The 14,706-nt window shown below is 68.5% G+C and carries 12 protein-coding genes; 6 read left to right on the top strand and 6 right to left on the bottom strand.

The genetic code is table 11. The features are described 5' to 3' along the window. Positions 1–10: 10 nt before the first annotated feature. Positions 11–556, bottom strand: a complete 546-nt coding sequence (locus G3I17_RS02605) for a hypothetical protein (protein WP_164593519.1) — start codon at positions 554–556, stop codon at positions 11–13. Between the two features lie 223 nt (positions 557–779). Here G3I17_RS02605 and G3I17_RS02600 point away from each other — a divergent pair, with 223 nt between their 5' ends. The 3 genes from G3I17_RS02600 (at position 780) to G3I17_RS02590 (ending at position 3,532) form a co-directional block, all read left to right on the top strand. Then, complete coding sequence (locus G3I17_RS02600; RefSeq protein ID WP_164593518.1) at positions 780–1,673, top strand: serine/threonine-protein kinase; 894 nt, start codon at positions 780–782, stop codon at positions 1,671–1,673. 94 nt (positions 1,674–1,767) lie between these two features. Then, positions 1,768–2,139, top strand: a complete 372-nt coding sequence (locus G3I17_RS02595) for a response regulator transcription factor (protein WP_164593517.1) — start codon at positions 1,768–1,770, stop codon at positions 2,137–2,139. Between the two features lie 22 nt (positions 2,140–2,161). Then, positions 2,162–3,532 (top strand): CHASE3 domain-containing protein, encoded by a 1,371-nt coding sequence (locus tag G3I17_RS02590; RefSeq protein WP_164593516.1) that lies wholly within the window; start codon positions 2,162–2,164, stop codon positions 3,530–3,532. Here G3I17_RS02590 and G3I17_RS02585 read toward each other — a convergent pair. The 3 genes from G3I17_RS02585 to G3I17_RS02575 are packed head-to-tail and all read right to left on the bottom strand — an operon-like array spanning position 3,529 to position 6,715. Beyond that, positions 3,529–4,815 (bottom strand): ABC transporter permease, encoded by a 1,287-nt coding sequence (locus tag G3I17_RS02585; RefSeq protein WP_164593515.1) that lies wholly within the window; start codon positions 4,813–4,815, stop codon positions 3,529–3,531. The two genes, G3I17_RS02590 and G3I17_RS02585, sit on opposite strands and share 4 nt — an antisense overlap. Then, entirely contained in the window at positions 4,812–5,612 is an 801-nt protein-coding gene (locus G3I17_RS02580) for an ATP-binding cassette domain-containing protein (protein ID WP_164593514.1), read from the bottom strand. The genes G3I17_RS02585 and G3I17_RS02580 overlap by 4 nt, the downstream gene beginning before the upstream one ends. Continuing rightward, positions 5,609–6,715: a substrate-binding domain-containing protein gene (locus G3I17_RS02575; RefSeq protein ID WP_203589620.1), complete on the bottom strand. Its 1,107-nt coding sequence runs from the start codon at positions 6,713–6,715 to the stop codon at positions 5,609–5,611. Before G3I17_RS02575 ends, G3I17_RS02580 begins: the two co-directional genes overlap by 4 nt. Positions 6,716–6,838: 123 nt before the next feature. Here G3I17_RS02575 and G3I17_RS02570 point away from each other — a divergent pair, with 123 nt between their 5' ends. After that, positions 6,839–8,347 carry a DUF4118 domain-containing protein gene (locus G3I17_RS02570; RefSeq protein WP_164593513.1) on the top strand — a complete coding sequence of 503 codons (1,509 nt, stop codon included), beginning with the start codon at positions 6,839–6,841 and terminating at the stop codon, positions 8,345–8,347. 43 nt (positions 8,348–8,390) lie between these two features. Next, a complete protein-coding gene (locus tag G3I17_RS02565; RefSeq protein WP_164593512.1) occupies positions 8,391–8,822 on the top strand; it encodes a nitroreductase family deazaflavin-dependent oxidoreductase in 432 nt (143 codons plus the stop codon). Between the two features lie 74 nt (positions 8,823–8,896). Here the strand turns inward: G3I17_RS02565 and G3I17_RS02560 are convergent, their stop codons facing one another. Next, positions 8,897–11,434, bottom strand: coding sequence for a chitobiase/beta-hexosaminidase C-terminal domain-containing protein (locus G3I17_RS02560; RefSeq protein WP_239062091.1), 2,538 nt, complete (start codon positions 11,432–11,434; stop codon positions 8,897–8,899). Between the two features lie 274 nt (positions 11,435–11,708). On the opposite strand from G3I17_RS02560, the gene G3I17_RS02555 reads away from it, so the two are divergent. After that, positions 11,709–13,928 (top strand): NADP-dependent isocitrate dehydrogenase, encoded by a 2,220-nt coding sequence (locus G3I17_RS02555; protein ID WP_164593511.1) that lies wholly within the window; start codon positions 11,709–11,711, stop codon positions 13,926–13,928. 204 nt (positions 13,929–14,132) lie between these two features. Here the strand turns inward: G3I17_RS02555 and G3I17_RS02550 are convergent, their stop codons facing one another. Then, positions 14,133–14,705 (bottom strand): GNAT family N-acetyltransferase, encoded by a 573-nt coding sequence (locus G3I17_RS02550; RefSeq protein ID WP_164593510.1) that lies wholly within the window; start codon positions 14,703–14,705, stop codon positions 14,133–14,135. Position 14,706: the final 1 nt, after the last annotated feature.

The raw sequence follows: 14,706 nt of genomic DNA, 5'->3' as shown, positions 1-14,706 counted from the left end.
GACGAGCGGATCAGTGGCCGGAGGTTCCGGAGGAGTTGCTCGCGGCTGCCTTCGTGGTGATCTTCTGGCCGTTCGGGCCGACGACCCACCAGATCCCGCCGACGGCCTGACCGTTCGCGTCACCGGCCTTGGTGTCCTGGGCGAAGTAGTAGAGCGGCCACCCGGCAAGAGTCACCTGCTTGGTGCCGTCCGTGCGGGTCACCGTACCCACCGATGTGGCAGCGACGCCGGTCAACTTCGGCGTACCGGTTCCGGCCAGCAGCGGTGGCCAGGCCGTCGCGCATGAGCCGTCGCAGTTCGACTTCGAGGGGTTCGCGGTGTCCAGGTCGTAGACGTACAGGGTGCGACCGGTGCCGTCGACAACTATCTTGCCGAAGTTCCCGACGGTGGCCGTGGACAACGCGGCCGCGCCACCGGTGGCCGGAGCCGACGGGCTGGGGGTGCTCTGCGCGGGCGTGTTCGGCGCGGCCGGCGCCGCGCTGGCGCCACCCCCGCAGGCGGTCAGGGTGGACAGCCCGATCACAGCCGTACCGAGCACGAATGCGATGCGTTTCATTTCGACGTTTCTCCTTGATCTATTGGGCTTTCTCTACCCTTCATACGTCGGGTCGGACGGTCGCGTTCAAGGAACGTGGGAGGATTGCGGCTGCCGCCCAGCGCGACTTCCCGCTAGCGGGTAAAGGGGATGCCCGCAGCCGGTGACGACTCCGTGGTCAGCGACATCAGACGCTTGGCGTATGAATACTTCGCTCAGAAACCGGCGACCTGCGATCAGTCCAGTGAACCTACTGACGGAGAGCACGGTCGCGGTCGGGCCGACGATCGGAGCTCTCGGCCCCTTCGGTGGACCGGCGAACGAGCCGGCCGGTCGACTGATCGCAGGTCGATTCCGGCTCCAGTCATTGCTGGGGCGAGGCGGCATGGGCCGGGTCTGGCTGGCGGAGGACGAACTCCTGCGCCGGCCGGTCGCTCTCAAGCAGTACCTCGCTCGCGATGCGAAGTCGATGCATGCGAACAGAGCGGCCCGGGTGCGCGCCGTCAACGAAGCACGGGCGGCCGCACGGGTCAACCATGACGGGGTGGTCCGGATCTATGACGTCCTGCGGGAGGGCAGCCTCCCCTGGATCGTGATGGAACCACTGTCAGGCCGCACCTTGGCGGACACAGTCGCGCACGACGGGCCGCTGTCGATAGACCAGGTGGCCGACCTCGGGCTGCGGCTGCTCGACACGCTGCGGGCCGTCCACCGAGCGGGTGTCGTCCACCGCGACGTCAAGCCCGCCAATGTGCAGCTCTGCGACGACGGCCGGGTGGTGCTGACCGACTTCGGCATCGCCTGCCTGGATGACGACGAACTGGACTGTCCGCGGGAGGTGCTCGAAGGGAGCCCCGCCTTCATCTCACCCGAGCAGTTCCGTGGCGACAAGCCCGCGCCGGCGGCCGACCTCTTCTCGCTCGGCGCGACGCTGTACGCCGTCATCGAGGGCAGCGCTCCGTTCGCCAAGGCCGACGTCTTGGCGACGCTGACCGCGCTGGTCGAGGACCCGCTGCGGCCATCACCGCGCACGGGCCGGCTGGGGCCGGTCATCGCGGGGCTGCTGGCGAAGGATGTCGCGCGACGGCTCACCGCGGATGCGGCCCATGCCGCACTCCTCGAGGTTCGTCACCGGTGAGCAGATCCGGCTCGCACCGCTCGTTGCGAGGAGCCGGTTCCGCATTCCGGCTACCGGGAATGCGGCCGGCGGAACGCCTTGACATGGTAAGAACATGCTTCGGTGCCTGATCGTCGACGACAGCGCCCACTTTCTCGCGGTCGCGCGGACGGTGCTGGAACGTGACGGTATCTCGGTGATCGGTACGGCGTCGACCGGTGCGCAGGCACTCAGGCTCGCGGCCGAGCTGCGGCCCGATGTGCTCTTGGTCGACATCGACCTCGGCGGCGAGAGCGGGCTGCGGCTGGCCGGGCGCCTGGCTGAGCAGGCCGGCGGGGCCGTGGCTCCGATCATCTTGATCTCCCTCCATTCCGAGGAGGACTACGCAGACCTGATCGCCGCCAGCCCGGCGATCGGGTTCCTCTCGAAGACGGCCTTGTCCGGCACCGCCATCACAGAGACGCTCGATGGTGTCAGTGGACCTTAGGGGCGGCCTGACCGTTCGCACGATGATCGCGACCGGCCTGCTTGCCGTGATGATCGGCGCAACCTTCGCCGTACTGCTCTCATCGGTGGCGGACCTGCAGGCAATGGAGCAGCGGGCGCAGCAATCCGAAGACGTGCTGGTCGCCGCCAACCGGCTGGAGCGGCTGGTCGTCGACCTGGAGACCGGCCAGCGTGGGTTCCTGCTGACCGGGTCCGAGGAGTTCCTGCAGCCCTGGCTGCAGGCGCGCGCGGCGTTCCCGCAGCAGGCCACCGCGCTGGAGGCCCTCGTCGCGGGCAGTGCCGAGCAGCACGCCCGTGCCGAGCGCCTCGACCAGGCCGGTACCTCCTACCTGCACGAATACTCCGAACCGCTGATCGCCGCCGCCCGACGGGACAGGACCTCCGTCAACGTCCAGGCGGCGACCGAGGAGGACAAGCGGCGGGTCGACGCGATGCGAACGCAGTTCGACCAGCTGCTCGCGGCCGAGGGGCAACTGGCGGTCGCGCGGCAGGACAGCGCGGACGACGTGGCCCGCCGCGCGATCATCGCCGCAGCCGCGGGCCTGACCGGCTCGGTCCTGCTGGTGGCGCTGTTCACCTGGTACCTGAACTCGAGAATCCTCCGTCCGGTACGCCGTACCGCCGCCATGGCCGGGCGACTCGCAGCGGGCGATCTGGGCGCCCGGGTGCCCGGCCGTGGCGTGGGCGAGATCGGAGTACTGCAGCGGAGCTTCAACACCATGGCCGCGGCAGTCGAGCAAGGACGGCGGGAGCTGGCCGGTTCGCGGGTCCGGATCGTCGCGGCTGCGGACCGGGCCCGGCAGAAGATCGAGCGCGACCTGCACGACGGCACCCAACAGCGGCTGGTGTCGCTTGCGCTGCAGCTCCGCGCGGGCGAGGCGGCGGTACCGGCTGAGCACCCGGAGGTACGCGCGCAGCTCGCCGACGCCGCACACGAACTCACCACCGCGCTCGACGAGCTGCGCGAGCTGTCCCGGGGCATCCACCCGGCGATCCTGACCGAAGGCGGCCTTGGTCCGGCCCTCAAGGCGCTCGCTCGCCGCAGTCCGGTCGTGTCGGAAGTCGCCGTGGAGGTAGTGGACAGACCACCGGAGCCGGTCGAGGTCTGTGCGTACTACGTCGTGTCCGAGGCGCTTGCCAACACGGCCAAGCACGCCGGCGCATCGACGGTGTGGATCGACGCCCGGGTCAGCGGCGGCCATTTGCGCCTGTCGGTCCGCGACGACGGACGTGGCGGCGCGGCGCCCGATCGCGGGTCAGGCCTGACCGGGCTGGCGGACCGGGTCGAGGCGCTCAATGGCACGATCTCGGTCTCCAGCCCGGTCGGTGTGGGCACCACGTTGCTCGTCGACCTTCCGATCGAACCGCGCTAGGTCGCCCGCGCTCGCCGGACCACCGCGTCGAAGCCCGCGGCGAGGAGCAGCACGGCGCCGGTGACGACCCACTCGTAGCCGGCCGAGTTCGCACCCTGGATGAGGTCGCTCATACCGTTGATGATGACGGCGACGACCAGCCCGCCGAGAACGGCGTCGATGATGCGGCCGTGCCCACCGAACAGCGACGTGCCGCCGATGACCGCGGCGCCGACGGCCAGCAACAAGGTGTTGCCCGCGCCGGCGTTCGACTGCACCGACTGCAGCAGCGAGGCCGCGATGACGCCGGAGACGGCGGCCATACCGGAGCAGATGACGAACACCGAGATGCGGATCCGGGACACGACGATGCCGGCCCGCCGCGACGCCTCCTCGTTACCGCCGACGGCGTACAGGTGAAGGCCGTACCGCGTCCGGCCGAGGACGAAGTTCCACCCCGTGAACAGGATCAGCAGCAGTACCACGACCCACGGCATGCCCTGCGCCTTGTTGCTGAAGAACGCGTTGGTGGACAGGTTGCGGTTGACCCCCATCTCGTACGTGAACGCCGCACCGAGCACCGCCAGTACGACGACCTTCGCCGCGATCACGGAGAACGGTGCCCTCGAGGGTCCGGAGCGCCGGCGCCGGAGCTCGTCGTTGACCTTGATCGCGGCGTATCCGACGATGACCAGCGCCAGCAGGACCCACCCGAGCCAGAGCGGTACGAAGCTGTTCTCCAGCTTGATCAGCGGCGAGGTGTCGGGCAGGATCACCGACCCCTGGCCGCCGATGAGGATCAGGGTGACGCCCTGGAACGCCAGGAACGTCGCCAGCGTGATGACGAACGACGGGATGCCCACCCGGGCGCGCAGCCAGCCCATGCCGAAACCGATGACCAGACCGACGGCCAGACCGACGACCAGCGCCAGCCACCACGACGCCCCGTGCCGCAGGATCAGGACGGCCGTGATGGCCGAGCACAGGCCACCCGTCGTGCCGGCGGACAGGTCGATCTCGCCGAGCAGCAGCACGAAAACCAGGCCCATCGCCATCACGATGATCGGCGCCGCCTGGATCACCAGCGCCTCCAGGTTGTAGGCGCTCAGGAAGCCCTGATGCACCCACGCGAAGACGCCGGTGATGACGACCAGGCCGACCAGCGCCGGAATCGAGCCGAGCTCGCCGCCCCGCACCCGGGCGAGATAGTCCCTGAGGTAGGCGCCCAGCGCGGCCAGTCCCTCGCTCGGCTCGTCCGGCCCGGGCTCGTCCTGCTGGACGAGGTCGTCGACCTGCGCGCTCATACGGCCGCTCCGGAAGACTCTTCGGGCGACAACCCCAGGTCACCCGATCGACCCGCCGTGATCAACTCGACCACCTGCGTCTGGGTCACGTCCTTGCGTCTGACCTGGGCCGCCATCCGGCCCAGGAAGAGTACGCCGATGGAGTCTGCGACCCGCATCACGTCGTTCATGTTGTGCGACACCAGGATCACGGCGACGCCCTGCTCGGCCAGCCGGCGGACCAGGTCGAGAACCTGCTCGGTCTGGGCGACGCCGAGTGCCGCCGTCGGCTCGTCCAGGATGACGACCTTCGACTGCCAGAGCACCGACTTGGCGATCGCCACCGTCTGGCGCTGGCCGCCGGACAGGCTCGCCACCCGCTGCCGCACCGATCGGACCGTCCGCACCGACAGTGAGGTCAGCGCCTGCCGGGCCAGATTCTCCATCGAGTTCTCGTCGAGCGTGCGCAGCTGGGTGACCTGCTCGCGGCCGAGGAACATGTTCTGGACGATGTCGAGGTTGTCGGCCAGCGCGAGATCCTGGTAGACGATCTCGACCCCGAGCAGCCCGGCGTCCCGGGGTCCGTTGACGGTGCGGGACGTGCCGTCGAAGATCAACTCCCCCGCGTCGACCCGGTAGATGCCGCCGATGCATTTGACCAGGGTCGTCTTCCCTGCCCCGTTGTCGCCGACGAGGGCGGTCACCTCCCCGGCCTTGGCGGTGAAGTTCACCGACGACAACACGTGGACCGGACCGAAGGACTTGTCGATGCCCCGCAGTTCCAGGCTGGGCTGGGACGGTATGGGCTGGGACGTCATGGCGTCTTGATGCCGTTGGCCGCGCACAGGCTCACCAGCGCGGGGGTGGGGCAGACGGCCGCGGCGGTCACGTAGCCATCGGTCACGGGCAGGGCCACGTTCGCCTTGGTGATCACGGTCGGATCGGCCAGGTACGCGGGAACCTCGCGGCCGCTCGTCGGATCCTTGACCGTCGTCGGCGCGGTCGGCTTCTGACCCGCGAGGATCTGGCCGGCGAGCTTGATGGCCACGTCCGCCTCACCGGCGACCGGCTTGTAGATGGTGAAGGCCTGGGTACCGGCCATGACGTTGTCGAGTCCACCGGCGCTGGCGTCCTGCCCGGAGACGGCGACCTTGCCCGCGAGGCCCTGGGCCTTGAGCACGTTGATGACGGATTGCGCCATGGTGTCGTTGGCAACCATCACCGCGTTGAGGTTGGGGTGCTGGCCGAGCATCGTGGTGAACACGGTCTGCGCGGTGGCGGCGTCCCAGTTGCCGGTCTGATCGGCCAGCTTGGTCCAGCCAGGCTGCTTCGAGAGTACGGAGTTGTAGCCCTGGGCGAACTGGGCCGCGTTGTTGTCGGTCGGCGCCCCGTCGATCTCGACGTAGCCGACCGCAGTCTTGCCCTTCACCTCAGCGGCCTGAGTCAGCGCAGTTCCCTGGTCCGCGCCGACCTTCACGTTGTCGTAGGACACGTAGTACGACGCGGTGCCGCCCGCGGTCAGCCGGTCGTAGTCGATCGTGACGACGTTGTGCTGCTGGGCGAGAGCCTCGATCGCCTTGCCGGAACCCGAATCCAGGTTCACGACCAGCAGGACGCCGACGCCGCTGTTGATCAGGGCCTGCGCCTGGGACTGCTGGGTGGTCGCGCTGCCGTTCGCGTTGTCGATGTAGCAGGTGAGGTTGTTCGCGGTGCACTGCTTGCGGAGTTCGGTGGGGTCGGCGGAGACCCAACGCGGCGAGGTCGCCGTGTCGGGCAGCAGGATGCCCACTTTCGTGTTCGCGGGCGGGGCGCTGCCCGTGGACGTCGTCTTGTCGCCACAGGCGGTCAGCCCGGCCGTCGCCGCGACGACGACTCCCGTCATCGCCACGGCCGTTCGGAGTACGTGCATGGAAGCCTTCATACCTGCCACACTCGACCGACCAGGGTCGCAAATCATCCTGGCAGACGCCCACTCCCGTACCGGTTAGCGGGAATCGCGCAGTACCCGGCAACTGCTAGCGTTCGGCTGAAGGATGGCGACGAGATGGCCTGGACCCGGTTGAATCTGCCTATCGCTCGCTGGTTGCGCGGGGTACTGACCAGCGTGGCGCTGGTGGCTGCCGTCTCCGGGGTCATCGCACTGCTCGAGCCGGCTCTTCCGCCGCTGAGCCTGTTGGTGCTCTATCTGTTCGCGGTGATGCCGGTCGCCGTCGGGTGGGGAGCACGGCTGGCCGCGCTGACCTCACTCATCAGTGTCTGCGTCTTCGCTGTCCTGTTCCTGCGGACGGCGGGTTCCTTCCGGATCGCAGAGGCGCGGGACGCGGTGGCGCTCGGCGTGTTCCTGGTGACTGCAGCCGTGGTGGCCGAACTGGCGGCACGGTCGCGACGGGCTGCCGTCGAGGCGGAGCGGCTGACAATGGAGCAGTCCGGATTACGGCGGGTCGCGACGCTGGTCGCGGAGTCGGTCGAGTCGCCGGCGGTGTTCAAGGCCGTGACCCGGGAGGTCGGGCTGCTGTGCGGGGCCGATCTCGCCCGGATGGAGCGCTACGAGGTGGACGGGACAGTGTCCGCGGTCGCCGCCTGGAGCAGCGGGCCGGCTCAGCTGGCCGTCGACACGCGGTTCGACCTCGAAGGGCTGAGCGTGGCCCGGGACGTCCGGCGGACCGGCGGACCGGTCCGGCTCGACAGCTTCGCCGGCGCCACCGGAGGGATCGCCGACGAAGCGCGTGCGCTGGGGATCCGCTCGTCGATCGGCTGCCCGATCGTGGTGGACGGCAAGCTCTGGGGCGTGATCGCCGCCTCGACCAAACGAGACGCTCCCTTCGCGGCGAACACGGAGGCACAGATTGCCGCCTTCACCGAACTCGTCGCCACCGCCATCGCGAACGCCGAGGCGCACACCAAGCTGAACCGGTCCCGCGCGCGCATCGTCGCCACCGCCGACGAGACCCGCCGGCGGATCGAGCGGGACCTGCACGACGGGGCCCAGCAGCGGCTCGTCTCACTGGCGCTCGAAGTGCGCCTCATCCAGGACGGAGTACCCGGCCACCTGCCGATGATCCGGGACGACCTCGAACGGCTCTCCGAAGGCCTCACCGAGGTGGTGGACGAACTTCGCGAGATGGCGCGCGGCATTCACCCTTCGATCCTGTCCAGAGGCGGCCTCGGTGCGGCGCTCCGGATGCTTGCCCGGCGATCGGCGGTCCCGGTCGAGCTGAGTATCGGCACCGCCTCCCGCTATTCACCGCCGGTGGAAGCGGCGGCGTACTACGTCGTGTCCGAGGCACTCACCAACGTCGCCAAACATGCCGACGCGTCGCAGGCCGAGGTGACTCTCGGCGAACACGACGGCAGGCTGCGGCTCCGGGTCCGTGACGACGGCCTCGGCGGGGCCGAGCCTCGGCGTGGGTCGGGTCTGATCGGGCTGCGCGACCGGGTCGAAGCGCTCGGCGGATCGATCGACTTCGTCAGCCACATCGGCTACGGCACCGTGATCGAGGTAGCGCTGCCACTCGACCGGACCGACCAGCCCGCAGCGAATGGCTCGCCCTAGCGAGCTCTGGCATTGGTGACGCGTCATCAGTATGATGGGTGGCATGTCATCAGAAACCGAGTATGCCCCCAGCCCGATGTCGTTCGTCGCGGACATGGTGGAGAAGATCGAGCAGGCCGGAACGACCACGGTGATCGACCAGGGCAAGGGCGTGGTGCTTCTGACCATGCGAGGCGCCAAGACCGGCAAGGTCCGCAAGGTGCCGTTGATGCGGGTCGAGCATGGCGGCCAGTACGCCGTGGTGGCGTCGCTCGGCGGTGCACCGAAGCACCCGGTCTGGTACTACAACCTGAAGGCCGAGCCGAAGCTCCAGTTGCAGGACGGCGAGGTCACCAGTGACTTCGCCGCCCGCGAACTGGAGGGCGAGGAGCGCGAGCTGTGGTGGGCGCGATCGGTCGAGGCCTGGCCCGACTACGCCGATTACCAGACCAAGACCGACCGAATCCTCCCGGTCTTCCTGATTGAGCCGGTGTAGCCGCCACCTCGGACCGTCGCCGGCCGGGCGAACCTTGTGGTCCGCCCGGCCGACATCGAAGGCCGCGCTGTCAGCTACGGGTAGCTGACTACGTTGACCGGGACTGTGCCCGGTGGTGTGACGGCGCCCGTGTCGTTGATGACGTGGGTGATCAGGCCTTGGTAGTTGAGTGAGACCGTGCACAGGCTGTGGAAGCGGACGTTCGCGTTGTTCGGTACCTCGAACGCGTTGTAGGCGCTCACCGAAGGGTTGACGTTGAAGAAGTTGTAGCTGCCCAGACCCCATGCCTCATGGGAGGTGACGTTGTCGCCGACCTTGTAGGCCGCGAAGCCGTTGCGGCCGCTCGGGCGGTTCCAGCTGGCCTGGTTCGGGACGTCGTACGGCATCTCGTTCTGGAAGAAGATCGTCTTGCCGCCCTGGCCGTTCCAGATCACCTGGGTCTTCTGGTAGTGCTCGACGAACAACCCGGTCGCCAGCACATTGTTGCCGTTGACAAGCAATCCCGTATCGCCGGTGGCCTGCGTCCAGCCCCAGGTGCCCGCGTTGCCGTGGTCGGCGCGCCAGGCCCAGATGTGGTCGATGATCGTGTTGTTGCTGTTGACAACAAGACTCGTCGTCGCGTGACCGGCGATCGAGCCGCCGATCCGGAAGAACACGTCCTGCAGCGTGGTCGGGTTCGCCGCGTGGCTCGCGGAGGATCCCGACGGGCCGACGGTCAGCAGCGCGGCGCTGTTCGTCGTACCGGCGTCGAACAGGATGCCCTTGATCCGGACGCCGTCGACGTCCGCGACCTGCATCGCGTTGACCCCGCCGTCGGGGATCAGCGTCGGGTAGCCGATACCCAGTACGACGGTGTTGGCCCTCGTCACGTTGAGCGTCTGGTTGAGGTGGTAGACGCCCGGGGTGAAGAACAGGTTGCACCCCGACGAGAGCGCCGAGTTGATGGTCGACGCCGTGTCGCCCGCCTTCACCACGTAGAACTGGCTCATCGGGATCGAGGTACCAGGAGTGGACCCGTTCGCCCAGCTGGCGCCCGAGGCGTTGGTCCGCAGCGACGGCGTGAACACCCGGTACTTCCCAGCGCTGTCGATGTACAGGTACGGCACATCGCGTGAGACCGGAGTCGTGGCCAGCGTGGTCTCGGGCGGGTTCGGGAAGGTGGTCGGCGGAGCGCCCGGCGTACCGGAGAACACCATGTTCCACACGCCGCCGGCCCAGCTGCCGAGGTTGCTGTCCCGGGTGTACCACTGCTGCTGCGAGATGGACGCGGTCTCGCCCGACACCTTCGTGTCAGCGATGTAGCCACCGCTGGCGAAGCCGTAGCTGGCCGGGTAGAGCTGCAGGTTGCCGCGGATGTCCATCCGGCGGAACGGCGCCGCCTGCGCGACGGCCCAGCGGTTCGAGCCACCGATCGGGTTCACGGCCATGTTCTCCGCGGACCGCCAGAAGTTCTGCAACGCCACGCCCTGGTCGGACTCGTTGAACGCGTCGACCGTGATCGCGCCGTTGATGACGACGTCACCGGGGTTCTGGCCGAGGCCGGCGACCGAGGTGTAGTAGCCGACGTCGTCGTGCACGCTGTACGCGCCCGGCTTGAACAGGTGCGCCACCCGGCGGTTCGCCATCTGCGCGGTCAGCGTGTCCTTCTGCGCGTTGAAGTCCGCGTCGAGCTGCGCCTGGATCGTCGCGGCCGACATGCTCGGGTCGAAGATCCGCGTGTTCGGGCCGAAGTTCGGTACGTCGGGCTGCGTCGTGCAGCTCTGGGCAGTACCGATCGTGTACGTCGCACTCGCGACGGCGGAGTTCGCGAGACCCGACTTGATGCCGATCGCGTTGACCGTCCGCGTCGACGGCACGCTGATCGGCCCGCTGTAGAGCGTCGAGGACGCCGTCGGCGTGGACCCGTCCACCGTGTACCGAATGGTCGAGCCGGACGTCGCGGTGGAGATCGTCACCGTCTGCGCGGTCGTGTAGCTACCACCGGCCGGGGAGAAGGTCGGCGTCGCGACCGGCGTACCGATCACGTACCCGGCCGTGGCGACCGCGGACGTGGTCGAGCCGGACTTCAGGCCGATCGCCTTCACCGTGGTGTTGGTGGAGATGGAGATCGCGCCGCTGTAGAGCGCGGAGGACGCCGTCGGCGTGGAGCCGTCCAGCGTGTAGCGGATGGTCGAACCCGACGTGGCAGTCGAGATCGTCACCGACTGCGCGGTCGCGTAGGTGCCGGCCGCCGGGGAGAAGGTCGGTGTCGCGACCGTCGTAGTACCGCCGCCGTGCGTGTAGCTGAAGTGCGGGGTGTCGTACTGCGGGCCGCTCTTCTCGTACGTGAACCAGTAGTCGATCACGCTGCCCGTGGACAGCCCGCTGACCGTCTTGCGCCAGGTGCCGCCAGTGAGGTCCATCCGGAAGTTCTGCTGACCCTGGCCGGTGACGATGTAGTGCACGTCGACGTAGAGCGCCGAAGTGGTCGGCGTGAACGAAATCTGGGCCTGAGTCGCATTCAGCGAGGTGGCCGACTGGGTGTAGTCGTCAGCTGCTGTCGCTACGCCGCCCACCAGGAGGGTCGAGCAGACGGCCAGGACGAGCGCGGCGACGGCCGCACGCCAACGCATGCGGCGTCGACGGTTCTTGACAGGGGTGGGTATCACGACTGCACCTCCGGGGCGGAAGGGGGCGAGAGGGGGAATGGTCCGCGTGAGAGCGCTCACATGGACCTTGAAGGTAAACCTCATCAGCCGCCTGCGGAAGGGGTCGGCCACCTCCGAACAGACCAATCAGTGAGCATCACCACTCACTGAGGGAGTCGCTCGCACCGCCGACTAAGGTGGGGTTGCCTCCACGGGGTGGCCCGAGGAGCGACATCGACGGAGCAGAGGACAGACGCGAGTGACTGAGTCGACCATCATCTACACCCACACTGACGAAGCCCCGGCCCTGGCGACGTACTCGTTCCTGCCGGTGATCCAGGCGTACGCCGCGCAGGCAGGGGTGGGCGTGGAGACCCGGGACATCTCGCTGGCCGGGCGGATCATCGCCGTCTTCGGCGACTACCTGACCGAGGCCCAGCGGGTCCCGGACGCGCTCGCCGAGCTCGGCGCGCTGACCAAGACGCCGGGCGCGAACATCATCAAGCTGCCGAACGTGTCCGCCTCGGCCCCGCAGCTCAAGACCGCGATCGCGGAGCTGCAGAGCCAGGGCTATGCGCTCCCGGACTACCCGGACGAGCCGAAGACCGACGAAGAGCGCGACATCCGCACCCGCTACGACAGCACCAAGGGCTCGGCCGTGAACCCGGTCCTGCGCGAGGGCAACTCCGACCGCCGCGCGCCCGCCTCGGTGAAGAAGTACGCGCAGACCCACCCGCACCGGATGGGCGCCTGGACCGCCGACTCGAAGACGAACGTCGCCACGATGGACGCCGGCGACTTCCGCTCGACCGAGAAGTCAACCGTGATCGAGGCCGACGGCACGCTGCGGATCGAGTTCGCCGGCGCCGACGGCCAGCCGTCCGTACTCCGTGAGTCGATCCCGGTGCTGGCCGGTGAGGTCGTCGACTCCTCCGTGCTGCACGTCGCCGCGCTGGACGAGTTCCTGACCGCCCAGATCGCCCGGGCCAAGGCCGAGGGCGTGCTGTTCTCGGTGCACCTGAAGGCCACCATGATGAAGGTGTCCGACCCGATCGTGTTCGGGCACGTGGTCCGCAGGTTCTTCCCGAAGACCTTCGCGCAGTACGGCGAGACGCTGGCCGCGGCCGGCCTGTCCCCCAACGACGGTCTCGGCGGGATCTACAACGGCCTGGCCGCGCTGCCCGACGGCGACGCGATCAAGGCGTCCTTCGCCGCGGAGCTGGCCGACGGCCCGGCGCTCGCGATGGTCGACTCCGACAAGGGCATCACCAACCTGCACGTGCCGTCCGACGTGATCGTCGACGCCTCGATGCCGGCCATGATCCGCACCTCGGGCCACATGTGGGGCCCGGACGGCGGCGAGCACGACACCCTCGCCGTCCTGCCGGACAGCAGCTACGCCGGGATCTACCAGGTCGTACTCGACGACTGCCGCGCGAACGGCGCCTTCGACCCGTCGACGATGGGCTCGGTTCCGAACGTCGGCCTGATGGCGCAGAAGGCCGAGGAGTACGGCAGCCACGACAAGACCTTCGAGCTGGCCCAGGCCGGTACGGTCCGCGTGGTCGATGCCGACGGCAACGTAGTACTGGAGCAGGAAGTCGCCGCCGGCGACATCTTCCGCGCCTGCCAGACCAAGGACGCGCCGATCCGCGACTGGGTCAAGCTCGCCGTCACCCGGGCCAGGGCCACCGGCGACCCGGCCGTGTTCTGGCTGGACGAGACGCGCGCGCACGACGCGAAGCTGATCACCAAGGTCACCGAGTACCTGACGGAGTACGACACCGAAGGCCTGGACCTCAAGATCCTCGCCCCGGTGGACGCGATCAAGTTCTCGCTGGACCGGATCCGGCGGGGCGAGGACACCATCTCCGTCACCGGCAACGTGCTGCGCGACTACCTGACCGACCTGTTCCCGATCCTCGAGCTGGGCACCAGCGCGAAGATGCTGTCGGTCGTCCCGCTGATGGCCGGCGGCGGCCTGTTCGAGACCGGCGCGGGCGGTTCGGCGCCGAAGCACGTCCAGCAACTGGTGAAGGAGAACTACCTGCGCTGGGACAGCCTCGGCGAGTTCTTCGCCCTGGCCGCGAGCTTCGAGCACCTGGCCCAGACCACCGGCAACGCGCGCGCCCAGGTCCTCGCGGACACCCTGGACCGCGCGACGGCGACCTTCCTCAACGAGGACAAGTCCCCGACCCGTCGCGTCGGCGGCATCGACAACCGCGGCAGCCACTTCTTCCTCTCCCTGTACTGGGCGCAGGAGCTGGCCAAGCAGACCGACGACGCCGACCTGGCGAAGTCCTTCACCCAGGTGGCCGAAACCCTCGCGGCCAACGAGCAGACGATCATCGACGAACTGCTCGCGGTCCAGGGCAGCCCGGTCGACCTCGGCGGCTACTACCAGCCCGACCCCGCCAAGGCCGAGGCGATCATGCGCCCCTCGAAGACCTGGAACGACACACTCGCAACCCTCAGCTGACCTGACACCACCCGCAAAGGGAGCCCGGCGACCACTCGCCCGGGCTCCCTTTACGTTCACCCACGGCGGGAGGGCGCGAAGACGGCCCTCGCCGCGCCGACTAGCGGGTTGTTGTACCGCTGGCATGATGCAGCACGCCAGTGCTACAAAAACCCGCCAGTGACGGCGGAATCGGCTGCCCCTGCCAGCTGAGCTGACTTTGCGCTATCGCAGGTCGAGGCGCATCAGAACACGGCGGTGGCCTGCCAGCGTTGACGTGGTGTCGGCGGTCTTGACGAAACCCGCCCGCTCGAAGTTCTTGCGGATCCCGGCGTAGGCCATCGTCAGGTCGACCTTGGCGTCGCCGTTGTCGAGCGGATAGGCCTCCACCATCGGCGCTCCGTTGGCGCGGGCGAACTCGACCGCACCCTCGATCAACACATGCGAGAGCCCCGACTTGCGGTGCCCAGGCCGAACCCGGATACACCACAGCGACCACACCGGCAGGTCGTCCACGTGCGGGATCCGCCGATTGCCCGCGAACTGAGTCTCCGCCCGCGGCGCCACCGCAGCCCACCCCACCGGCTCATCACCCTCGTACGCAAGCACCCCAGGAGCCGGCTTCTGACGGCACAGCTTCTCGACGTACTCACCACGCTCGGGACCGCGCAGCTCATTGTTCACCTTGGACGGAATCCGATAACTCAAACACCAGCAAACATTGGCGGTCAGCGACTTCGGACCGACCAGGGCGCGGACATCCTCGAAGACCGACGCCGGGCGAACCTCGATGGTCATC

This window comes from Streptomyces sp. SID13031 (assembly GCF_010548305.1).
Taxonomy (GTDB): domain Bacteria; phylum Actinomycetota; class Actinomycetes; order Propionibacteriales; family Kribbellaceae; genus Kribbella.
This window is presented reverse-complemented; position numbering and strand designations above follow the sequence as displayed.